This is a genomic window from Corynebacterium sp. MSK195 (assembly GCF_030228885.1).
Lineage (GTDB): Bacteria > Actinomycetota > Actinomycetes > Mycobacteriales > Mycobacteriaceae > Corynebacterium.
In genome coordinates, this window is the sequence record NZ_JASPGT010000001.1 from 191,521 (window position 1) to 212,473 (window position 20,953).

The following is a 20,953-nucleotide window of genomic DNA, read 5'->3' on the forward strand; positions in this document are numbered from 1 at the left end:
TCAAGTTGTTTGTGTGTGGGGCTAGGTTTATAGGTATTTGTCGAAGCTGTCGGGGTAGGCCACGGCCATTTGGTTAATGGCTTGTTTCCAGCCGGAAACTCGGGTCCCTTCCATGAGTCTGCCGGTTGTCGCTGAGACTCGTTTGCCCTGCTTCGCTCTCTTGGCAGCTCGTCTGTCTTCGATATTGCAGATCATCAACCATAGCGTCTTGAGCGCTGATTCATTGTTAGTGAACTGCACCCTGTTGCGGGTAGCTTTCCGCAGTTCATTGTTGAATGATTCAATCGAATTCTTCGTGTAAATGACCTTGCTGGCTGCTGGTGGGAACTGGAGAAACAGTACGAAACGCGCCCATGCATCTCGCCAGACTTTGACTGAGCGTGGATACTTTTCTGCCAATTCAGAGGCTTCAAATTCGTCTAAGGCAGCCTTAGCTGTGGACTCGTCCGTGGCGGTGTAAATCTTTTTCAACGCGGCCGATACGCCCCGGCGATCCCTGTAGGCTACCCATCGGTTAGCGGCGCGAATCAGGTGCACGATACAGGTTTGCACCATAGAGTTCGGCCAGGTTGCCTCAACTGCTTCTGGTAGGCCTTTCAGCCCGTCACAGCAGACGATAAAGACGTCCTTGACACCACGGTTAGAAAGATTCGCGCATACTTGCGCCCAAAATGAAGCGCCTTCTTCTTTGGCGATCCACAATCCTAAAATGTGCTTGATACCGTCGAGATCCACGCCGATTGCCATGTACGCGGACTTGTTGACTACTCGGCCACCGTCGCGGACTTTAATGCGCAGCGCGTCCAGGAAAATGACCGGGTAGAACTCGTCTAGCTGGCGGTTTTGCCAGACCATGACCTCATCCGAGACGGCATCAGTAACCGCAGAAATCGTCTCATGGGAAATATCAACACGCATCGCCGTTGCCATATGATGCTGGATGTCCCTAATTGTCATCCCACCGGCGCACAAGCTAACGGTCATGTCATCGACATCGGTCAATCTCCTCGAGCCTTTAGGGACCATAGTCAGCAAGAATGTGCCAGCCCTATCCCTCGGCACATCAACGGTAACTGGCCCGTAGTTAGAATCCACAGTCTTTGGATACGACCCGTTGCGGTGATTGTCTGTTCTAGCTGCAGCTTTAGCGCTCCTGTCGCCAGACTCGTAGCCCAGGTGGGCATCCATTTCAGCGTTGAGTCCCCCTGGTAATCGAGGCTTGCAACATGCCGCGAACCAGGTCATTGGCATCCGTTGTAGACGTGCCTAGGTCATCAATCAGTTGCGCGATGTCAGGGTTAGCAAGAAGCTTCTTTTCAATCGCATCAATCTTGGCCTTATCAGCCGGATCTCGTCTCGCCACAGTAGTCATTCTGGTCCATCTCCTCATGCAGGTTAGGTACCCACACACAAACCATCAGACACTCTCTATTCCGAAGCCACTCCGGCGGCGTGGGCCGCGCACAACAAGGACCGCGATAAGCTGCAGGACATTAGCCGTGAGATGCTCGGCAGCGCCCTCGACTTGGTCATGGCCGCTGGCCACCCGTTCTACGATAATGACCACCAGAAGGTCGATACTCCCGACTATAGCTTCATGTACGAGGACGACTACGCCAAGCTTTCCGGAGGCGAGACCGACTGGAATTACTTCGAGTCCAACGATGACTTCAAGAAGATGGCGCAAGGTGACGTCAAGCCGTAGCAGAAGTATTGGGGTATCGCGCAGGTAGGTTCCACGTTGCAGAACTCCCGCTCGGGCGAGGCAAAGGCTCCATACTCGGACGAGCTTAACGACGTCGTCGATCTCCCCACCATGACGACTGGCGCCCTCAATGCGCTGGGACAGGACGAGGATGGCTTTTCCATCATGATTGAGGGCGGTGCCATCGACTGGGCCGGCCACGGAAATAACCCAGTGCGCGATATCGAGGAGACTCAGGACTTTAATAAGTCGGTTGATGCTGCCATCAAGTAGGTAGAGGAGAACTCCTCGTGGGAGGACACTTTGCTCGTCGTGACCGCGGATCACGAAACCGGTTATCTATCCGGTGCGAATGAGGCAGCGACGGACGACAACCCTGATGCGGAAGACCGCTTTAACGCCATGGAAGGCGAAAAGGGCAAGGTCGCTCGGCACGGTTGGTACTCTGGGCAGCACACCAACCAATTGGTGCCATTCTTCTTCAAGGGCGCAGGCTCTGAGGACATCATGGCTAATACCTCCGGTACGGATTCGGTGCGCGGCGATTTCATCGATAACACCTTGGTGGCCAACTTGGTCTTTGATGAGTGGTGGAATGGTGACGCCGGCTCTGCCGACGAGCCAGAGCAGCCGGGAAGTACTACTAATCCGGCGGATGATGCAGGAAAGAAGGGCAGCAGCAAGGGCTTTGCCGCAGGTCTAGCTACAGGCCTAGGAATCTTGGGCGCTGTCGTTGGCGGACTCGGTTTCCTAGCCACGCAGATGGGTGTGCTCAATATTGACCTAAAGCCCATCTATGAGCAGCTAAAGCGCATCGGCCTGCGCTAAACAAACGGAAGTAGGCCTAACGCCACGTTAAAGTCCTGCCCTCAGCTGCAGAAGCGGAGGGCAGGACTTTTCTTAGCTCTGGGAAATCGGAGTTGGTTGGATCTTCCAGACCTCGTTGGCATAGTCCGCGATGGTCCGGTCGGAAGAAAAGCGGCCAGAGTAGCAAATATTGAGCCACGCCTTCTTGGCCCAGGCAAGTTGGTCTGCCTCGTATTCGGCAGCCATGCGGTCACGGGTTTCGCGGTAGTCGGCGAAGTCACCTAGGACGTAGTACTGGTCTTGGGCGTGCTCCCCGAAGCCGTCGAGAAGCGAGGCGCGCAGATCGCCGAAGATACCGGCATTGTCTGCGCCCAGGGTGCCGTCGACAAGCGCATCCAGCACGCGGGCCAAGCCTGGCACGCTTTGGTAAAGCTCGCCCGGGTTGTATTCGGCGCGCAGCTGTGGCAACTCCTCATTGCGGGCGCCGAAGATATAAGCGTTGTCCTCGCCAACCGCCTCGACGATTTCTACGTTTGCTCCATCCATGGTGCCCAAGGTCAGCGCGCCATTCATCATGAACTTCATATTGGACGTGCCGGAGGCTTCTTTGCCAGCCACAGAAATCTGCTCGGAGACATCAGCAGCCGGGATGATGTGCTCGGCGGGGGAGACGTTGTAATTTTCTACGAAGACGACGCGAATGATGTCTTTGGTGGCCGGGTCGTTATTGACCAGGTCTGCGATGGTGTTGATGAGCTTGATAATCGCCTTGGCGCGGTCGTAGCCCGGCGCGGCCTTGGCACCAAAGATGAAAGTGCGCTTCGGCACGGTTTCACCCTCGTCCTTGATACGGAAGTAGAGGTCGAGGACGTAGAGGGCATTCATCAGCTGGCGCTTGTACTCGTGCAGGCGTTTGATCTGCACGTCAAAGATGGAATGAGGGTCGATTTCGGCGCCTTGGTGGTCGTTTACCCACTGCGCAAAGTCGCGCTTATTGGCCTGCTTAATGGCGATCAGTTCTCGTAGCAGGTCAGTATCGTCGGCCTTATCGGCGAGTCTGGCCAGCTGGGTGAGGTCAGTAACCCACGCATCGGAACCAGCCTGCTGGGTGAGCAGTTCTGCCAGGCGGGGGTTGCACATCTTCAGCCAGCGGCGCGGGGTGACGCCATTGGTCTTATTGTTGAATTTTTCTGGCCAGAGCTCGTGCCATTCGGACAGCGTATCGGCCTTGATGATCTCGGTATGCAGGGCGGCGACACCGTTAATGGAGTAGGCGGCGTAGCAGGCGATCCAGGCCATGTGAACCTGTCCGTTGGATACCGGCGCCATGTAGTCAATGCGGCCCTGATCCAGGCCGCGGTGGGCCATATCTTCGCGGAAGCGGCGGTCGATTTCTTCCACCAACTGCCAGATGCGCCAGAACAGTTTTTGGAAGATGGACACTTCCCAGCTCTCCAGGGCCTCTGCGAGCACGGTGTGGTTGGTGTAGGCGAAGGTCTCGGTGACGATCTTCCACGCCGCATCCCAGCTCAGTCCATGGTCATCAAGCAAAATGCGCAGGAGCTCTGGGATGGCGAGCACTGGGTGGGTGTCATTGAGCTGGATGGAGTTGTACTGTGCAAAACCGGTGAGGTCCTCGCCGTGCTGGGCAATGTAGTTATCCACCATGGTCTGCAGGGATGCGGAGACAAAGAAGTATTGCTGGCGCACACGCAGCACCTTGCCTTCGTAGGTGGTGTCGTTGGGGTAGAGCACGCGGCAGATATCCATGACGCGCTCGCGATCGACAATGGCCTCCGTAAAACGCTGGGAGTTGAAGGCGTCGTAATCGAATTCATCGATGGGCTCGGACTTCCACAGGCGTAGCGTGCCTACGTTATCGGTTCCGTAGCCGGTGATAGGCATGTCATAGGGAATGGCGCGCACGTCCATGTCATCAAAGTGGACGCGGCGCTGTTCGGAGGCGCGGCGGATGATGAAGTCATAGCCGTTTTCCATCCATTCATCAGGCTGTTCCTTCTGGAACCCATTCTCAAAGGACTGGCGGAAAAGGCCGTAACGGTAGAGCAGGCCATAACCGGTGACGGGGTAGTCCTGGGTGACAGCGGAATCGAGGAAGCAGGCGGCAAGGCGGCCGAGGCCACCGTTGCCGAGCGCGGCATCGTGCTCAGCTTCGAGGACATCGCTCAGCTCGTGGTCGGCAGCGGTGGCCGCTGCCTTGGCATCGTCGACCAAGCCCAGGTTGGTGAGGTTATTGAGCAGCGCGCGGCCCTGCAGGAACTCCGCAGAGAAGTAATGCTGCTGGCGGGTCGCGGCATAGGCGGAACGGGTGCGCTCCCAGTTATCGGCAATCTGCTCCATGACGGCGCCGGATAGGCCCGACCAGAACTTGCGGTAGGAAGCGCTGTGCGGGCTCACACCGGAGGCCGCACGAACATGGGAGGGAACGGTGGATTCGAAAACAGAGTGCCGTGGCTGGCTCATGTGAAACCTTAAGTTAGTGGAAAGTCACGAAACGCCTGCCAGCTTAATAGGATTGGCGCAGCCTTGCAGGGAGGGAATAGGTAAAGGCGCTCCGGGTACCTAGGGCTTTGCCAAGTAAGTCAATGCCGCACCATATGCCGCCCGGGTGGAGGCATAGACGGTCGGGGCATAGTCCGGCAGGAAGGTCGCCTGGTGGTTGACCGGTGGGTCTTGCAACTCGTCTTCCGGGGTGCAGCCGATGTGCCAAAAGACATAAGGCACGCCCCATGCTTGTGGCAGGTAGCAAAAGTCCTCAGAGGCGGGAGAAGGGGCGGCGATGACCGAATCGGAGCCGAAGGCGGCATCGAAAACCTCGGCCACTGGGGCGTGGGCCGTGGCGTCGTTATCGGTGACCTCGCCGTGAGCGTAGTACTCAAAGGTCGGGTCTTGCTCGCTTCCGGACGCCACACATTCGGCCTTGACCATGCGCTCGAGGGAGGCATAGACCTTTCCCGCGAGTGTGGGATCGTAATAGCGGGTATTGAGCACTAGCTCGGCGGATTCGGGAATGATGTTGTTTTTATCGCCGGAGTGTAGCTCGCCTACAGAGATGACAAAGAACTCGTGTGGGGCAACTTCGCGGCCCACGATAGCTTGGAGGCGGGTGACGATCATGGCCGCGATATAGGTGGGGTCGATGGAGTTATGGGGCATGGAGGCGTGGGCCGATTTTCCAAAGACGCGAATGCGCAGGGAATCGCAGCCGGCCATGATGGGGCCTGCGGTGTGGCGCACAGTGCCAGCTCGGCCGGGCATGATGTGTTGGCCAAGGCAAATATCGGGACGCGGCACGCGCTCGATGAGTTTATCGGCCAACATGTCCTTTGCTCCCATGGAGGATTCTTCAGCCGGTTGGAAAAGGGCGAGGAAAGTGCCGGACCAAGAGCTCCGGGAGGCGTCGAGAAGCGCGCAAGCGCCCAGCAGCGCCGTGGCGTGCATATCGTGCCCGCAGGCGTGCATCTTTCCATTAGTGGCGGCATAGGACACGCCAGTGGCTTCCTCGACAGGCAACCCATCGAAGTCTGCGCGCAGCAGGGCGGTAGGCCCATCGCCGTTGCGGAAGATAGCGACCATACCAAAGCCGCCAATGTTTTCTACTACCTCGCAGTCAAAATCGGCGAGCTTGGCGCGGATACGACCGGCGGTGCGCTCTTCTTCATGCGAAAGCTCGGGGTGGCGGTGCAGGTCTTCGTAAAAGTCCTGCTGCCACCCCAGGTCGGCTTCCTGGGACGTGACGAGCTGGGCGATGCGGGCAGAATCAGACATGGTTTCACACCTTAGGGATTGGGTAGGGTTGGCGCTATGCCGGTTATTCAATTTGATGTTTTGGTTCCCAACGGGCAAGCAGAGCGCGTCGCGGAAATCTTTACCACCGCCACCGACAAGCTGGTGGAGAGCGGTTCGCTTTCTTCCGCTGACGTTACTCACCCCAAGGCACCGCAGTTTCCAGAGGGGCTGGAGGAGCAGCTGCGGAAAAATTATCGCGACGAGCATGAGGACCGTGACCTTGAGGACGCGAGCGTGCACCGCTATGACATTGCGGTGGCGGGCGTGAGCGGCTCGGTCAACCAGCTGGGCATGGTGCTCTCGCGCCTTCTAACCCCGCATGCAGTGCTGCCCAAGGACCACGTATTGCTAGAAGATGAGCTGGCACATGAGCGGCCCGCCATCTTCCCGTGGTCGCTGTCCATTCGGCCTTAGAGCTGCTTGACGATGTCCCCGGCGGCCGCCGCTAGCTGCTGGGCCAACGAGCCTTCTTGGCTAAGGGGAGCGCAGTAGGCGTCGGTGTCATGCTCGAAGGAGCCGGCGACAATGCCCACCGGTGTTCCAGCTTGCCGGGCGAGATCCGTGATGGTTCCGACTGCCTTGCCGGTCAGAGACTGTTCATCAAAGCGGCCCTCGCCGGTAATGACGAGATCGGCAGCGGCGATCTTTTCCGGAAGCCCCAATGCTGCGGCCACATGGGTGCCGCCGGACAGGACGCGCACGTGTTCGTCTGAGCCCCAGAGTGTGCGCGAGAGCCAGGACAGGCCAATGGGAAGGCCACCCGCGGCGCCATAGTAGGCAGAATCTGCATCGGTGCCGGTAACCTCGCATGCCTGGAGCATGGCGCCGGCCAGCAGCGCTACTTGTTCGCCTTTAGCTCCCTTTTGGGGGCCGTACATGGTTGCCGCCTGCACTGGGGTAGCGCGGGTATCTGCCAGCAGTGTGAAGTCGAGCATGCCCGCCTTGATATTGAGCTGCGCGGTGTCGATGTAGTCCAGCTGAACTAGGGGAGCGCCGCCCTTAGGGAGGGCATAGCCGCGGGCGTCGTGTGCGGCGGCGCCGAGTGCGGTGAGGATGCCCATCCCGGCGTCAATGCTGGCGGTGCCGCCTAATCCCAGCACGATCGAGGTAGCGCCACGTGTTTCTGCGTCCGCGATCAGCACCCCGGTGCCATAGGAATCGGCGTGGAGCGGATCAAGGCTGTCCTGCACAGCGGGCAACCCGGTGGCAGAGGCGGCGTCAATGAATGCCGTGGTTCCGGCGAGAACATAGCTCGCCTGAGTCAAGCGGCCATTGGCGTCGGTAGTGGGCAGGGTGATGGTCTCGGCGGATTGTCCACCGGCCGCTGCCGCCTGTGCAAGGACAGCGGCGGTGCCCTCGCCGCCATCAGCCATGGGCAGGGTGGTCACCGTGGCGTCGGGAAGCGCCTGGCGCACTCCCATAGCAATGCTGGCTGCGGCCTCGGGCGCGGAGGCGGTGCCTTTAAACGAGTCTGGGGCGACAACAAAATGCATGCCCGTGATTATAAAGCCCGCCCGCGCTGGGGCACGGCGCGGCTTAGGATTCGAACGGACTACAGAAAATATCCATCTTTAACGTGGCTGGTAAAGGGGGTATGTATCTACCTGAACCCTCGAACCTGCTTGCATTATCGGTAGTTTGATAGGAAGCTGGTATCTGTTCTTACAAGTCCACAGAATGGAATGCACACCATGTCAGTAGATAGCCAAATCTCTGAGTACTACGACAAATTGCTCAAGCGCAATGCGGGAGAACCAGAATTCCACCAAGCGGTTTCTGAGGTCCTGGATTCGCTGAAAATTGTCCTAGAAAAAGACCCGCAGTACGCGGACTACGGCCTGGTGGAGCGCCTGTGCGAGCCTGAACGCCAGCTCATCTTCCGGGTGCCATGGATCGACGATAATGGCGAAATCCAGGTCAACCGCGGCTTCCGCGTCCAGTTCAACTCCGCGCTCGGCCCCTACAAGGGTGGCCTGCGATTCCACCCCTCGGTCAACCTGGGCATCATCAAGTTCCTTGGCTTCGAGCAGATCTTCAAAAACTCCCTGACCGGCCTGCCCATTGGCGGCGGCAAGGGCGGTTCTGACTTTGATCCCAAGGGCAAGTCCGAGGTAGAGGTCATGCGCTTTTGCCAGTCCTTTATGACGGAGCTGCACCGCCACATCGGTGAATACCGCGACGTGCCGGCCGGTGACATTGGCGTCGGCGGCCGTGAGATCGGCTTTCTCTTTGGTCAGTACCGCCGCCTGACCACCCAGCACGAATCCGGCATCCTCACCGGCAAGGGGTTGACCTGGGGTGGCTCCCTGGTTCGTACTGAGGCCACGGGCTTTGGCACGGTCTACCTCACCAATGAGATGATGAAGACGCACGGCGAGTCTTTCGACGGCGCCAAGGTTATCGTCTCCGGTTCTGGCAATGTGGCCATCTACGCCGCAGCCAAGGCCCAAGAACTTGGCGCCACCGTCGTTGCGATGTCTGATTCCTCCGGCTACATCACCACCCCGAATGGCGTGGACATTGAACTGCTCAAGGATGTAAAGGAAACCCGCCGTGAACGTATTTCCACCTACGCCGAAGAGGCTGGAAACGGAGTGGAATTCCACAAAGGCGGAAATATCTGGGAAGTACAGGCAGACGTGGCTCTGCCGTGTGCCACCCAAAATGAGCTCGATGGCGATTCCGCAAAGAAGCTCGTTGACGGCGGCGTGCGCTACGTAGCCGAAGGTGCCAATATGCCGTCTACCCCAGAGGCGGTCCACATCTTCCAAGAATCTAAGATCAATTTCGCGCCGGGCAAGGCCGCCAACGCTGGTGGCGTTGCTACCTCCGCGCTAGAAATGCAGCAAAACGCATCCCGTGACTCCTGGTCCTTTGAGTACACCGATGATCGCCTCCATGCGATCATGTCCAATATCTTTAAAAACATCGATAGCACGGCTAAGGAATATGACCGTGAAGGCGATTACGTTGCCGGTGCAAATATTGCTGGCTTCAAGAAGGTAGCGGACGCCATGCTGGCACAGGGCGTTATCTAGCTGCTCACTTCTTCTTTCAAGCCCCCCTTTCTGTGCTGCCTTTGTGTAGTGGAGAAGGGGAGCTTGTGCTGTAAATACGCGCCATAGATTGCGTGAGTGGGCGGTTGTAAGGCGATTGTCGGCACTGGAGGGTAAATCCGCAGTACACACTCGGTGCGTGGCCTCCACGTCTGGCGCGTGAGGGCATGTAAAATTCGCAGCATGTACCGTGTCTTTGAGTCCCTAGATGAACTAGTCCAGCACTTGGAAGAGGCCCATAGCCTCCCCATGACCTCTAATTGCATGGTTCCGCGCCATGAAATGCTCGCGCTTCTCGACGACCTCCGAAACGCCCTGCCCGTTGAAATTGATGACGCGCAGGATGTCTTGGATAAGCAGGATGAAATCCTCCACGGCGCCGAAGAGCGCGCGGACCAGACCATCAATGATGCTAATGCGCAGGCCGACGACATCGTGGGCCATGCTCGCGAGGAGGCGGATGCCACGGTGTCCCACGCAGAACAGCATGCCGCCAAGCTAGTGGCTGATGCTGAAGCTCGCGCTCAGTCCATGGTGGAACAGGCCCGCGCGGAAGCAGACCGCACCATCGCTCAGGCCAATGATGAATATGAGCGTTCCGTGGCAGAAGGCCGTGCCGAGCAAGAGCGTATGGTTTCGGAATCTGAAGTTGTGCGCCGCGCTGATGAGGAAGCACACCGCATCGTGGAGTCCGCCCACACCGAATCCAACCGTCTGCGTAGTGAATGCGACGAGTTTGTAGACGGCAAGCTAAGCGAATTTGAAACCACTCTCAATGGACTACTGCGCACCGTAAGCTCCGACCGCTCTGCACTGCGCGGCGGCGCCGGCGTTCGTTCCCGCGGCGGCGACTACCAGCCCACGGGTCGTGCCGGTGGCGTTGCGGGCGGCTCCCGTTACGCAGAAGGCGAGGCCTACGAGCGTCGCTATAACGAGCGCTAAACCTTTAAATTCTTTCTGCCCCCAAGTTTCATTTCCCGGAGGCACCCGGGCTGGGGAGCTTAAGGGGTGAGGGATGGTTTAGTCCTTTACATCAGGCACGGCCAAAGACCCTGGTGGGTGGGCAGACGGTTTGTCGTACACCGTCTGCCCACCCACCAGGGTCTTTATGTTTTCCTACCAGTGCGGGCAGTTCAGGAAGTTGCGCGGGAGCGAGGCTGTGCGGTGGGCACTGCCGTATTCGTTGCATAGGAAGCAGCTGTTAACGGCGTGTGTGCGGACATGGCGCCGCCTTCCTTCCCCGAGGTGAGTTGCGCAGGCGCGGCGGATTGGACGGCCATACATGCTGCAATGACTGCGGTCACTAAGCCAGGGAAAAGGAATGCAACGAGTGCGGTAAAGAAATAGGAAGACAGTGACGTCAAAGAACTATCACTAAAGTTTTGCGGAAAGCACACCGCGCACATACTCACTAGCGCACCTGTGGCAACTAGCATGGTGCCTACAGAAATAAGCGCGGTAGGAATGGTCTCCCGTGAGAACCAGGTAATGGCGCCTGCGCTTAGGGAAAAGATGAGTGCGCCGGTAAGCACCGAAAGATCCATGCCAGTGGGCAATACCAGGATGGTGCCAGCAATTAAACCAGCTACGATGCTGCAGATGAGTGCAGTAAATAGGCGAATCCCACTAGCGCCATAGATGCCTGAACGGTCCGGCTGTGGAGTGGCGTGTACGAGCGTGCCGGAAATGGTTAATACCGCGGCAGGAAGGCAGCTGAACATGACGAATCCGAGTGCGATGCTGCGTGGATCCGGGGAGGCTAGCGCCAAGTGGTAAGTCATGTCTCCACACTAAAGACGGCTTTGGCTTGGGAAAAGGCTACTCCGGAAAGGCATAGGCCCTTTTACTTTAAACGACAGACTCTTGACAGAAAGTTTGCCTGTGCTGGCCGCTAGGCGGAGTTTGCGGGGCAAGGTAGACTACCTAGTGTTATGACATCACCATTGAAGTTCGATGTGGGCGAATTGTTGAACGCCCAAGGCGCTGACGCACTGCCGGAGCAACGCACCCAGACCGGCCCCGCACCTGAGAGGATCGGCGTCGAGATGATCGCCATTCCGAAGGGCGAGGAGCTCACCGTAGACGCCACCTTGACCCCTCTAGGTGCAGGTGTCTTGGTGGATGCCAACGTATCTGGACGGCTGACAGGGGAATGCTCTCGGTGCTTGAAGGAACTGCACCCAGAGCTGGACTTGCATGTCACGCAGGTCTTTGCTGCCGATGAATCCTTCGTCTCTGGCGATGATCCTGCAACCGATGATGAAGGTTCCGGAGATGAGATTCCGGAGATCGAGGATGATGAGCTGGACCTTTTGCAGGCCGTGATCGATGAGGCAGGCCTCAACCTTCCCTTCGCGCCGGTGTGTGAAGATGGCTGTGAGATTGACACGCCTGAAGGCGTGACCACCGGTATTTCTGGTGAAGAAGAGGAAGATAAGGTCGATCCCCGCTGGGCTGGTTTGGAGAAGTTCCTATGAGCCGCAAAAAGAAGCTAACCGGGGAAGAGGCACTGGCAGCCGAATTTGCTGCAGTAGACCACACCCCACTGTTGGAATCGCTCGGCGTGGAGTTGAAGCCGGAGCACCTGCGTTTGGCGCTTACTCACCGCTCTTTTGCCAATGAGAATGGGCATTTGCCTAATAACGAGCGCTTGGAGTTTCTGGGCGATGCGGTGCTGGGCCTGTCGGTGGCCTCTCAGCTCTACATCACTTATCCTTCTCGTCCGGAATCGGATATTTCCAAGATGCGTGCCTCGATCGTCTCGCGTTACGGACTATCGGATATCGCCCGTGAGATAAACCTCGGCCCGCACATTTTGCTGGGCAAGGGCGAGCAGTCGACCGGTGGCCGCGATAAGGATTCCATCCTTGCCGATACCACCGAGGCAATCTTTGGCGCTATCTACCGCGAGCATGGATTCGAAACTGCGCGAGATGTCATCCTGCGCCTATTCGCAGAAAAGATCGACAACGCCACTGTGAGCGGTCGCCACCTAGATTGGAAGACCACTTTGCAGGAGCTGTGCGCCGAGCTTAAGGCACCAATGCCGGTCTACTCGGCTACCTCCACCGGCCCAGAACATGACCAGACCTTTAACGCGGTAGCCACCGTTGCTGGTCTGACCGTGGGCAATGGAGTGGGACACAATAAGAAGCTGGCCGAGCAGCAAGCAGCTCAAGAGGCGTGCCAGACCCTCCGCGAAACCCCGCTTTTGGTGCAGGGCACCGCGCATAAAGAAGGCTAAGTATGCCGGAACTGCCGGAAGTCGAGTCCGTCCGCCGGGGTCTTGAGCCCCACGTGGTGGGGCGGACTTTTGAGTCTGTGCACGTCCTACACCCGCGTGCCAACCGTGGCCAAGATGAGCCACTTCCCGGTCTTCTTGTCGGTAAAGAGATCGCTGCTGTGGCTCGGCGGGGAAAGTTCATGTGGCTGGAATTTGTGGGCGAAGATTCCATGGATCCCCACCGCGACGTCCTCTTCATCCACTTAGGCATGTCGGGTCAGGTTCGAATCGGTGCGACCGATTCGCCGCATCTGCGCATTAGCGCTCAGCTAAGCGGTGGGGTAGAGCTTAGCTTTGTGGACCAGCGCACCTTTGGCTATTGGCTCTATGCACCGTGGGCGAAGATCTCGCACATAGGCATTGACCCGTTGGAACCAGATTTCGACATTGTGGCAACCGCCCGGCGCCTGCGGGCAAAGAAGACTGCAGTAAAGACCGCACTCTTGGATCAAACCTTGGCTTCTGGAATCGGCAATATCTATGCCGATGAATCCCTGTGGGCGGCACAGATTCCGCCCCGCAAAAGGGCATCGACGTTGCGGCAAAAGGATGCCGTGGCCCTGCTCGAAGCGGCCCAGGAGGTCATGGCCGCCGCCCTAAAAGTGGGTGGCACGAGCTTTGATTCCTTGTACGTCAACGTGAATGGTGAATCGGGATACTTCTCGCGGTCCTTGGCCGCGTATGGGCGCGCTGGCCAGCCCTGTCAGCGCTGCGGAACGCCCTTAGAACGCTGCGTAATTTCAGGGCGTTCCACCCATTTCTGCCCCCATTGTCAATAAGTTATGGCGCATGGGGTTCACGTTGTGAACCTCAAGGCAGTAAATTATTCTGCATGGATTTTCTTGAAAATGTCGTAACGACATTTAATGACGGCGTCTGGTCGTGGATTCTGCCCTGGCTGCTCATCGCTGCGGGCCTATTCTTCGGCATCCGTACCGCGTTGGTGCAGGTGCGCATGGTGCCGGACATGTTCCGCGCCGTCGTCGAGCGACCCAAGGGGGAGGGCCGCGATGAGGACGAGGACTATGGCGGCATCTCTGCTTTCAAGGCCTTCACTATCTCGGCCGCTTCCCGCGTTGGCACCGGTAACGTGGCCGGCGTGGCCGTGGCTATTTCCGTGGGCGGCCCAGGTGCTGTCTTTTGGATGTGGCTCATCGCCATCCTTGGTGGTGCAACTGCATTTATCGAGTCCACCCTGGCGCAGCTGTGGAAGGTGCGCGATGGCGACGGGTACCGCGGCGGCCCGGCGTACTACATGAAACGCGGCTTGGGCTGGGGCCCGCTTGGCGCGCTTTTCTCCATCGCTATCGCCTTTACCTTTGGTTTGGTCTACAACGCCTTTCAGACCAACGCCATTGCAGATGCGGTGTCCTTCTCCTTTGACCGCGATGACACCATGTTCCGCTCCATTATCGGTGTTGTTATTGCCGTGGTTGCGGGCCTCATCATCTTTGGCGGCGTGAACCGCATTGCCAATATCACCCAGATCATCGTGCCTTTTATGGCAGTGGCCTACCTGCTTATCGGCGGCTTTGTAGTCATCACCAACTTTGACAAGGTGCCGGGAATGATTGGCGATATTGTCGGCCACGCACTGGGCATTAAGGAAATCGCAGGCGCCGGTCTCGGCGCGGCCATGATGAAGGGTATTCAGCGCGGACTGTTCTCCAACGAAGCTGGTGAGGGCTCTGCTCCGAACGCAGCCGCTACCGCGGCAGTCTCGCACCCGGTCAAGCAGGGCCTGGTGCAAACCCTTGGCGTGTACTTCGACACCTTGGTGGTGTGTACCATCACCGCCTTTATCATCTTGCTGGGGCCGGAGATTGCCTACGGTGCTGAAGCAGAAGGCGTCTCCTTGACCCAGGCGGCTTTGTCTTCTGAGGTGGGCGAGTGGGGAATCCACTTCGTCAGCTTCATCCTCTTTTTCCTGGCTTTCTCCTCTATCCTGGGCAATTATTACTTGGCGGAATCTAACCTGGAGTACCTCACCCAAAGCAAGCCTGCGCTGGTAATTTTCCGCCTCGTCGTGCTTTTCTTTGTCTGGTTCGGCGCAGTGGGTTCCCTGCCGCTGGTCTTTGCTTTGGCCGATACCGGTGCGGCAACCATGGTGATCCTCAATATCATCGCCATCGTGCCACTATCCGGTGTGGCGATTAAGCTGCTCAAGAATTACAACGAGCAGCGCAGCCACGGCATCGATCCGGTATTCCACCGCGATATGATGCCGGAGCTGAAGGGCGTAGAGTGCTGGGATGGATCGGATCCTGTCACTCGCCGCAGCGAAGAGGATCGCCGCGTGTTGCGCGATAAGGGACACCACGACCGCTATTAGAAATTAGAAAGGCAGCATGGCACTGGAAAGAATGACCGCTTTTGTCCACGGGAACGTCCAAGGCGTGGGCTTTCGTTGGTGGACGCGCTCCCGTGCCCTTGAGCTCGGCTTGAGTGGGCATGCCACCAACCTGAGCGATGGCCGGGTGCAGGTGGTAGCAGAAGGTCCGCGGGAGAAATGCGAGGAATTACTGGGACTCCTCAATGAGCAGCCGAGTACTACCCGCCGCCCGGGAACGGTGGATCTGGTTGTCGAACAGTGGGCTGCCCCTAAGGGCGAATCTGGTTTCATCGAACGTTAACTCGCAGCACAAGCCCGCTGGAGCGAGCCCCGAGGCTCGGCTGGGCAGCTGCGTTCAAGGCTTGCTAAACTTACCCAAATGCACCTGAAATCGCTGACGCTGAAAGGCTTCAAATCATTCGCGTCGGCGACCTCTCTGAAATTCGAGCCAGGAATTTGCGCCGTCGTCGGGCCAAATGGCTCCGGCAAGTCCAATGTGGTGGACGCTCTGGCCTGGGTTATGGGTGAGGGAAGCGCCAAGACGCTGCGCGGCGGAAAGATGCAGGACGTCATCTTCGCCGGCGCTGGTGATCGCAAAGCGCTGGGGCGCGCCGAAGTCACCCTCACCATCGATAATGCGGACGGCGCGCTGCCGATCGAATACTCGGAAGTGTCGGTCACCCGCCGCATGTTCCGCGATGGCGCCAGCGAATACGAAATTAATGGCTCCAAAGCGCGCCTGATGGATATTCAGGAGTTGCTATCTGATTCGGGTATTGGCCGCGAGATGCACATTATCGTCGGCCAGGGCAAGCTTTCTGAGATCCTAGAATCGCGGCCCGAGGATCGGCGCTCGTATATCGAAGAGGCCGCGGGTGTGCTTAAGCACCGCCGCCGCAAGGAAAAAGCGCAGCGCAAGCTCACCGGCATGCAGGCCAATTTGGATCGTCTGCAGGACCTTACTGATGAGTTGGGCAAGCAGCTCAAGCCTTTGGCCCGCCAAGCGGAGGCCGCGCAGCGCGCCGCCACTGTGCAGGCTGATTTGCGTGATGCCCGCCTGCGGCTGGCTGGTGATAGGGTGGTGCGCCTGCGCAGCAAGTTTCAGGAGGCCGAGCGCGCGGCCGAGGTTTTGGCCGAGCAGGTTGAAGAAGTTACCGCGCAGCTGGAAGAAGCAACGGCTTCTCAGTTAGAAGTGGAAGCCCAGCTGGAAGAGGTAAACCCCAAGGCGGATGCTGCCCAAAAGCTGTGGTTCGACCTGTCCACGCTGTCCGAGCGCATTTCCGCCACCCAGCGCATCGCAGAGGAACGAGCGGCCAATGCCGGCGCGCAAGTGGCCTATTCCGGCCAGGATCCGGATGACCTAGAGGCAAGGGCTGCCCGCGCCGACGAAGAACATGCAGAGCTTCTCGCCGCAGCGGAGGAAGCTGCGGAGCGCTTGGAAGCGATTCGTGAAGAGGTAGCAGAGCGCCGCGAAGCATTCGAGGCCGCTGAGCGCGAGCACATGGCTCAGCTGCGTGCCATTGCGGATAGGCGCGAGGGTGTCGTCCGCCTCATCGCCGCAGAGGAAAAGGCGGCAGGCCAGGTTACTTCGGCAGAAGAGGAGCTGGCGCGCCAAGAGGAAACCCTGACTTCTACCAAGCAGCGCACCCAAGCTGCCCAGGCGGAGGCCGATGAGGTAGCGGATAAGTTGCAGTCTTTGGCCGGCGAGCGTGAGCCGCTGGAGGAAGCCCATGTGCGGGCGGCCAGTGAATCGGGTGCGGCCGATAAGCGTTTGGAGCAGCTCCGCGATGAGCAGCGCGAGCGTGAGCGCGCTGTCTATACCTTGCGTTCGCGCATCGATACCTTGGCTCAGACTGCGCCGGAAAAGATTGAGGTAGGCGAGCATTTCCAACCGTTGGCCGATTTCATTACCACCAAGTACGAGACCGCGGTAGCAGCCGCGTTGGGTGCTTTTGCAGAGGCCCAGGCCGGCGAGATTTCTGCCCAGCTGATTGCGGACTTAGAAAAGGGCACGCGCTCCGCGCTTATCGACGTCTCCGCGGCCGCCCCCGCCACTTCCTGGCGCGTGGATGCGACTTTGCCCGCAGGAACCTCGTGGTTGCTCGACCACATTGTGGTGGTCCCGGAAGTTTCCGCAGCGCTGCACCGCCTCCTTGCGGATGTAGTGCTCGTCTCCGATGTCGCGGAGGCGAAAAAGTTGGTGGCCGAGGACCCCCGCCTGCGTGCCGTCACCGAATCCGGCGTGGTGTTGGGTGAAGGTTGGGTAGAAGTAGGCACCGGTGCCTCATCCACCGTCGAGGTTTCCGCCCGCATCGCGGAGGCAGAGGAGCAGTTGGAATCTGCCACGCAGGAGCTGGAAGAACTCTCCGGCACGCTTGAGGGCGCGAAGATCGCGGCGGAGGATGCCCGGGTGACTGCAGCCTCGGCGAAGGCTGCCTTGCGCGAGCATGATACTGAAGTTGATGCGTGGAAACGCGATCACCAGCGCCTGCTCAAGCAGTACGAGGCCAATAAGAATGAGCACGAGAAGGCCGCGGCGCGGGCTACCGAGATCGAGGTCAAGCTCACCGAGGCCCGCACGCAGCTTGCCGACGCCCGCGATAGGCTCGCCCGCGTCGATGCGGACGAGCAGCCCGACGAGCCCTCTTCGGTAGAGCGCGACGAGGCCTCCGCAGCATTAGAGCAGGTCAAGTCCATGGAAATGGAGGCGCAGGTGGCAGCCCGCTCGGCCCAAGACCACGTGGGTCAGGTAGCAGGGAAGGGGGAGGCGTTGCGTCGCCAAGCGCAGCATGAACGCCAAGCCAAAGCCCGCCATGAGCAAGCCATGGCGCGCCGCAAGGCCCAGGGAGAGTTGGCCGGTGCGGTAGCCAAGCATTCACGCGATCTGGCCGCGCGCGCCACGCAGCTGCTTGAGCGCGCTACCTCTGAGCGCGATGACTACTTTGCGCAGCGCACCTCCCTCAACTCGCAGCTGCAGCAGGTCAAGCAACACGTCTCGGCCGCGCGGCAGCAGCTGGACCGGCTGACCAATCGCGCCCATGACTCGGAAATTGCTCGCTCCCAGGCGCAGGTGCGTGTGGACGAAGCAGAAGCCAAGATTGTGGAACAGCTGGGCATTGCGATTTCGGATCTCTTGCAGGACTACACTCCAGGCGAAGATTTCGACCGCGGGGCGGAAAGCGCGCGCTTGAAGCAAGCAGAAAAGGACCTCAATTCACTAGGCAAGGTCAATCCGCTCGCACTGGAGGAATACAAGGCTTTGGAGGAACGCTATTCCTTCCTTTCCACCCAGTTGGAGGATGTCATTCAAGCCCGCAAGGATCTTGCGGGCGTTATCGAGGATGTGGACGCGCAGATCTTGCAGCTGTTTACCGATGCGTGGCACGACGTCGAAGCAGAATTTCCCAAGGTTTTCCAGACCCTATTCCCCGGAGGCGAGGGGCGCCTCATCCTCACTGAGCCGGACGACATGCTCACCACCGGCATCGAGGTGGAAGCGCGACCACCGGGCAAGAAGGTCAAGCGACTCTCCTTGCTATCTGGTGGCGAGAAGTCGCTTACTGCGCTTGCGATGCTGGTAGCTATCTTCCGCGCCCGCCCCAGCCCGTTCTATGTTATGGACGAGGTTGAGGCAGCGCTTGATGACGTCAACCTGCGCCGCCTCATTGCCCTCTTTGAGGAGCTGCGTAAAGACTCGCAGCTAATCGTCATTACGCACCAAAAGCCGACGATGGATGTCGCCAACGTCCTCTATGGCGTAACCATGCGCGGCGATGGTGTTACTCGCGTGATTTCGCAGCGCATGAATCCCGCAGGCAGCGCTCCTGGAACGGAGCAAGCCAGCGAGGATGCCACTCGTTTGGGCGTAGATGCTCCTCGCGGTGACGAGGCGGGGAAGTAGCCTGGGTCCGCCGACTTCCCGCAGGACCCCTTCCGCTATAGGAGGGGGTTTGGCGTGCCGCAAGTTGAGAAGACTGGCACTATAGAGGCATGAATTCTTTATGGTTATGGATCGGCATTGCGATCGTCGTCATCGTGCTGATTATTCTTCTCGTGGTAATCGGCAAAAAGCGCGGCGACGCCAAGAAGGTGTCCTTTGATAAGCCCGCTGAGGAAGAACCGAAGCAGCTGACTCAGGAGCAAAAGTCCGGCAACTATCAAGCCAAGTCCGGCTTTAACTTCGCTCCTGCTGGCGGCTCTAAGGAAGCGCAGAAAGCCCCGGTTCAGGCGGACAAGCCAGCTCAGCCGCAGCAGGCCGCTAAGGCAGAGCCGAATGCTACCGACATCGCGAACGAGCAGCTCAGCGGCAAGACCTCACAGTCGAAGGAAAAGCCGCAGGCACAGGCCAAGCCGCAGCCGCAGGCTGATAAGCCACAGTCTGCTCGGCCCACGGCCGATGCCGCGGCAAACAAGCCCGTGGCCGACAAGCCTGTGGCAGAGGAATCAGAAACCAAGCCGGCACCTCAGCAGGAGAAGCCGGCGAAGACCGACAAACCGGCAGAACCTTCTAAGCAGGCCCAGGCCCAAGCGCCAGCGGAGGAGAAGAAGCAAGCGGCAGAATCTTTCGCTGATAAGGAAGACAAACCACAGTCCAAGGGAACTGGCGCTGCGGCCGCGGCGGCGACTGCCGGCGCGGCAGGCGTAGCGGGTGCGGCAGCTGCGGCGTCGGAAAGCGAAGAATCGCACGTGGACCGTGCCCCAGAAGCAGCTGAGCAGCCAGAAGCTGCGCCCAAGACAGAAGAGCCGGCAGCTGCTGAAAAGGCAGAAAATCCAGAAGACGTCGTCTCCGTGGAGAATGCTGAGGTAGAAGAGGAGTCCCCAGTCTTCGACGAGGTTGTTGAAGACAATGATGCCGAAGACATCGAGGAGCGGGTGGACGACCGCGAGGAGGCCGAAGAAGCCGCAGCCGCTGCCGAGGCGCAAACCGGTGCAGCTGAAGCTGCCAAGGAACAGACCGAGGCTCCAGAGGGAGAACCTGCTCCAGCGCCAGCTCCGCAGGATGATATCGCACCCGCTGGTGGACGTCTTGGCCGTTTGCGTGGGCGCCTTTCGCGCTCGCAAAATGCCATCGGCCAAGGGATTATGGGAATTTTGTCCGCAGGCGATTTGGATGAAGACGCCTGGGAGGAAGTCGAAGACACGCTCATCATGGCGGATTTGGGCACCAAGTCCACGATGAAGGTGACCGATTCCCTGCGCGAGAAGATTGCAGAGCGCGGCGTTTCCAGCGAGGATGAAGCCCGTGCCATGCTGCGCGAATGCCTGATTGAAGCAGGCCACCCAGAGATGGATCGCTCCATTAAGGCCATGCCGAATGAGGGCAAGCCAGCCATCGTCATGGTCGTCGGCGTCAATGGCACTGGCAAGACCACAACCACCGGCAAGCTTGCTCGCGTGCTGGTAGCCATGGGCCATAAGGTCCTTTTGGGTGCGGCCGATACTTTCCGAGCTGCGGCCGCAGATCAGCTTGAGACGTGGGGCCGCCGCGTTGGCGCCGATACCGTGCGCGGCAAGGAAGGCGCTGACCCAGCATCGGTAGCCTTCGATGCGGTAGCAACCGGCGTGGAACAGCAAGTAGATGTGGTCTTGGTCGACACCGCAGGCCGCCTCCACACCTCCACGGACTTGATGGACCAGCTGGGCAAGGTCAAGCGCGTGGTAGAAAAGAAGACCGATGTGGACGAGGTCCTGCTGGTATTGGATGCCACGGTGGGGCAAAATGGCCTTACGCAGGCACGAATCTTCCGCGAGGTAGTAGATATCACCGGTGTGGTTCTCACCAAGCTGGACGGCACCGCCAAGGGCGGAATCGTCTTCCAGGTACAAGAAGAATTGGGTGTTCCAGTCAAGCTTGTGGGCTTGGGCGAAGGCGCCGATGATCTCGCGCCATTCGAGGTTGAAGGCTTCGTCGATGCCCTGTTGGGTGAGAAGTAGCAGCTAACCTTGAAACTCCCCCTGCA

17 protein-coding genes and 1 pseudogene are annotated in these 20,953 nt (G+C 59.0%); 13 read left to right on the forward strand and 5 right to left on the reverse strand.

Annotation, left to right across the window (positions count from 1 at the left end; genetic code table 11):
* Positions 1-27: 27 nt before the first annotated feature.
* Positions 28-1,372: pseudogene (locus QP909_RS00910) on the reverse strand (IS256 family transposase).
* A gap of 132 nt (positions 1,373-1,504) precedes the next feature.
* Here QP909_RS00910 and QP909_RS00915 point away from each other — a divergent pair.
* The 3 genes from QP909_RS00915 to QP909_RS00925 are packed head-to-tail and all read left to right on the forward strand — an operon-like array spanning position 1,505 to position 2,533.
* Positions 1,505-1,705 (forward strand): hypothetical protein, encoded by a 201-nt coding sequence (locus QP909_RS00915; RefSeq protein WP_239234729.1) that lies wholly within the window; start codon positions 1,505-1,507, stop codon positions 1,703-1,705.
* Positions 1,706-1,741: 36 nt separating this feature from the next.
* A complete protein-coding gene (locus tag QP909_RS00920) occupies positions 1,742-1,978 on the forward strand; it encodes an alkaline phosphatase (RefSeq protein WP_239234727.1) in 237 nt (78 codons plus the stop codon).
* A 39-nt stretch (positions 1,979-2,017) separates the two neighbouring features.
* Positions 2,018-2,533 (forward strand): hypothetical protein, encoded by a 516-nt coding sequence (locus QP909_RS00925; protein ID WP_284765805.1) that lies wholly within the window; start codon positions 2,018-2,020, stop codon positions 2,531-2,533.
* A 72-nt stretch (positions 2,534-2,605) separates the two neighbouring features.
* On the opposite strand, the gene QP909_RS00930 is transcribed toward QP909_RS00925, so the two are convergent.
* A complete protein-coding gene (locus QP909_RS00930) occupies positions 2,606-4,996 on the reverse strand; it encodes a glycogen/starch/alpha-glucan phosphorylase (protein ID WP_284765806.1) in 2,391 nt (796 codons plus the stop codon).
* Between the two features lie 99 nt (positions 4,997-5,095).
* Positions 5,096-6,301 (reverse strand): amidohydrolase, encoded by a 1,206-nt coding sequence (locus QP909_RS00935; RefSeq protein ID WP_284765807.1) that lies wholly within the window; start codon positions 6,299-6,301, stop codon positions 5,096-5,098.
* 36 nt (positions 6,302-6,337) lie between these two features.
* On the opposite strand from QP909_RS00935, the gene QP909_RS00940 reads away from it, so the two are divergent.
* Entirely contained in the window at positions 6,338-6,736 is a 399-nt protein-coding gene (locus QP909_RS00940) for a hypothetical protein (protein ID WP_284765808.1), read from the forward strand.
* Here QP909_RS00940 and QP909_RS00945 read toward each other — a convergent pair.
* On the reverse strand, positions 6,733-7,815 hold the full coding sequence (locus QP909_RS00945; protein WP_284765809.1) for a glycerate kinase family protein: 1,083 nt from the start codon (positions 7,813-7,815) through the stop codon (positions 6,733-6,735). The genes QP909_RS00940 and QP909_RS00945 overlap by 4 nt on opposite strands.
* A 198-nt stretch (positions 7,816-8,013) precedes the next feature.
* On the opposite strand from QP909_RS00945, the gene gdhA reads away from it, so the two are divergent.
* Both gdhA and QP909_RS00955 read left to right on the forward strand, forming a co-directional pair.
* The gene (gdhA, locus tag QP909_RS00950) at positions 8,014-9,360 is read left to right on the forward strand and encodes an NADP-specific glutamate dehydrogenase (protein ID WP_269953117.1); all 1,347 of its coding nucleotides are present in this window, start codon (positions 8,014-8,016) and stop codon (positions 9,358-9,360) included.
* 201 nt (positions 9,361-9,561) lie between these two features.
* The gene (locus tag QP909_RS00955; RefSeq protein WP_284765810.1) at positions 9,562-10,320 is read left to right on the forward strand and encodes a DivIVA domain-containing protein; all 759 of its coding nucleotides are present in this window, start codon (positions 9,562-9,564) and stop codon (positions 10,318-10,320) included.
* A gap of 191 nt (positions 10,321-10,511) precedes the next feature.
* Here the strand turns inward: QP909_RS00955 and QP909_RS00960 are convergent, their stop codons facing one another.
* Complete coding sequence (locus tag QP909_RS00960; RefSeq protein WP_239277405.1) at positions 10,512-11,159, reverse strand: hypothetical protein; 648 nt, start codon at positions 11,157-11,159, stop codon at positions 10,512-10,514.
* A gap of 150 nt (positions 11,160-11,309) precedes the next feature.
* Between QP909_RS00960 and QP909_RS00965 the strand changes: the two genes are divergently transcribed.
* The 7 genes from QP909_RS00965 (at position 11,310) to ftsY (ending at position 20,927) form a co-directional block, all read left to right on the forward strand.
* The gene (locus QP909_RS00965; protein ID WP_284765811.1) at positions 11,310-11,855 is read left to right on the forward strand and encodes a YceD family protein; all 546 of its coding nucleotides are present in this window, start codon (positions 11,310-11,312) and stop codon (positions 11,853-11,855) included.
* Positions 11,852-12,622 (forward strand): ribonuclease III, encoded by a 771-nt coding sequence (rnc, locus tag QP909_RS00970; RefSeq protein ID WP_239277409.1) that lies wholly within the window; start codon positions 11,852-11,854, stop codon positions 12,620-12,622. The genes QP909_RS00965 and rnc overlap by 4 nt, the downstream gene beginning before the upstream one ends.
* Positions 12,623-12,624: 2 nt before the next feature.
* Complete coding sequence (mutM, locus tag QP909_RS00975; protein ID WP_284765812.1) at positions 12,625-13,440, forward strand: bifunctional DNA-formamidopyrimidine glycosylase/DNA-(apurinic or apyrimidinic site) lyase; 816 nt, start codon at positions 12,625-12,627, stop codon at positions 13,438-13,440.
* 53 nt (positions 13,441-13,493) lie between these two features.
* A complete protein-coding gene (locus tag QP909_RS00980) occupies positions 13,494-14,993 on the forward strand; it encodes an alanine/glycine:cation symporter family protein (RefSeq protein WP_239234713.1) in 1,500 nt (499 codons plus the stop codon).
* A 16-nt stretch (positions 14,994-15,009) separates the two neighbouring features.
* Complete coding sequence (locus QP909_RS00985) at positions 15,010-15,294, forward strand: acylphosphatase (protein ID WP_284597138.1); 285 nt, start codon at positions 15,010-15,012, stop codon at positions 15,292-15,294.
* A 78-nt stretch (positions 15,295-15,372) separates the two neighbouring features.
* The gene (gene smc, locus QP909_RS00990; RefSeq protein WP_284765813.1) at positions 15,373-18,894 is read left to right on the forward strand and encodes a chromosome segregation protein SMC; all 3,522 of its coding nucleotides are present in this window, start codon (positions 15,373-15,375) and stop codon (positions 18,892-18,894) included.
* A gap of 89 nt (positions 18,895-18,983) precedes the next feature.
* Positions 18,984-20,927 carry a signal recognition particle-docking protein FtsY gene (ftsY, locus tag QP909_RS00995; protein WP_284765814.1) on the forward strand — a complete coding sequence of 648 codons (1,944 nt, stop codon included), beginning with the start codon at positions 18,984-18,986 and terminating at the stop codon, positions 20,925-20,927.
* Positions 20,928-20,953: the final 26 nt, after the last annotated feature.

Bases quoted from the DNA above. Each gene is read 5' to 3' on its own strand.
- QP909_RS00915 (WP_239234729.1), top strand. From the start codon at position 1,505: ATGCTCGGCAGCGCCCTCGACTTGGTCATGGCCGCTGGCCACCCGTTC.
- QP909_RS00930 (WP_284765806.1), bottom strand. From the start codon at position 4,996: ATGAGCCAGCCACGGCACTCTGTTTTCGAATCCACCGTTCCCTCCCAT.
- QP909_RS00935 (WP_284765807.1), bottom strand. From the start codon at position 6,301: ATGTCTGATTCTGCCCGCATCGCCCAGCTCGTCACGTCCCAGGAAGCC.
- QP909_RS00940 (WP_284765808.1), top strand. From the start codon at position 6,338: ATGCCGGTTATTCAATTTGATGTTTTGGTTCCCAACGGGCAAGCAGAG.
- QP909_RS00945 (WP_284765809.1), bottom strand. From the start codon at position 7,815: ATGCATTTTGTTGTCGCCCCAGACTCGTTTAAAGGCACCGCCTCCGCG.
- gdhA (WP_269953117.1), top strand. From the start codon at position 8,014: ATGTCAGTAGATAGCCAAATCTCTGAGTACTACGACAAATTGCTCAAG.
- QP909_RS00955 (WP_284765810.1), top strand. From the start codon at position 9,562: ATGTACCGTGTCTTTGAGTCCCTAGATGAACTAGTCCAGCACTTGGAA.
- QP909_RS00960 (WP_239277405.1), bottom strand. From the start codon at position 11,159: ATGACTTACCACTTGGCGCTAGCCTCCCCGGATCCACGCAGCATCGCA.
- QP909_RS00965 (WP_284765811.1), top strand. From the start codon at position 11,310: ATGACATCACCATTGAAGTTCGATGTGGGCGAATTGTTGAACGCCCAA.
- rnc (WP_239277409.1), top strand. From the start codon at position 11,852: ATGAGCCGCAAAAAGAAGCTAACCGGGGAAGAGGCACTGGCAGCCGAA.
- mutM (WP_284765812.1), top strand. From the start codon at position 12,625: ATGCCGGAACTGCCGGAAGTCGAGTCCGTCCGCCGGGGTCTTGAGCCC.
- QP909_RS00980 (WP_239234713.1), top strand. From the start codon at position 13,494: ATGGATTTTCTTGAAAATGTCGTAACGACATTTAATGACGGCGTCTGG.
- QP909_RS00985 (WP_284597138.1), top strand. From the start codon at position 15,010: ATGGCACTGGAAAGAATGACCGCTTTTGTCCACGGGAACGTCCAAGGC.
- smc (WP_284765813.1), top strand. From the start codon at position 15,373: ATGCACCTGAAATCGCTGACGCTGAAAGGCTTCAAATCATTCGCGTCG.
- ftsY (WP_284765814.1), top strand. From the start codon at position 18,984: ATGAATTCTTTATGGTTATGGATCGGCATTGCGATCGTCGTCATCGTG.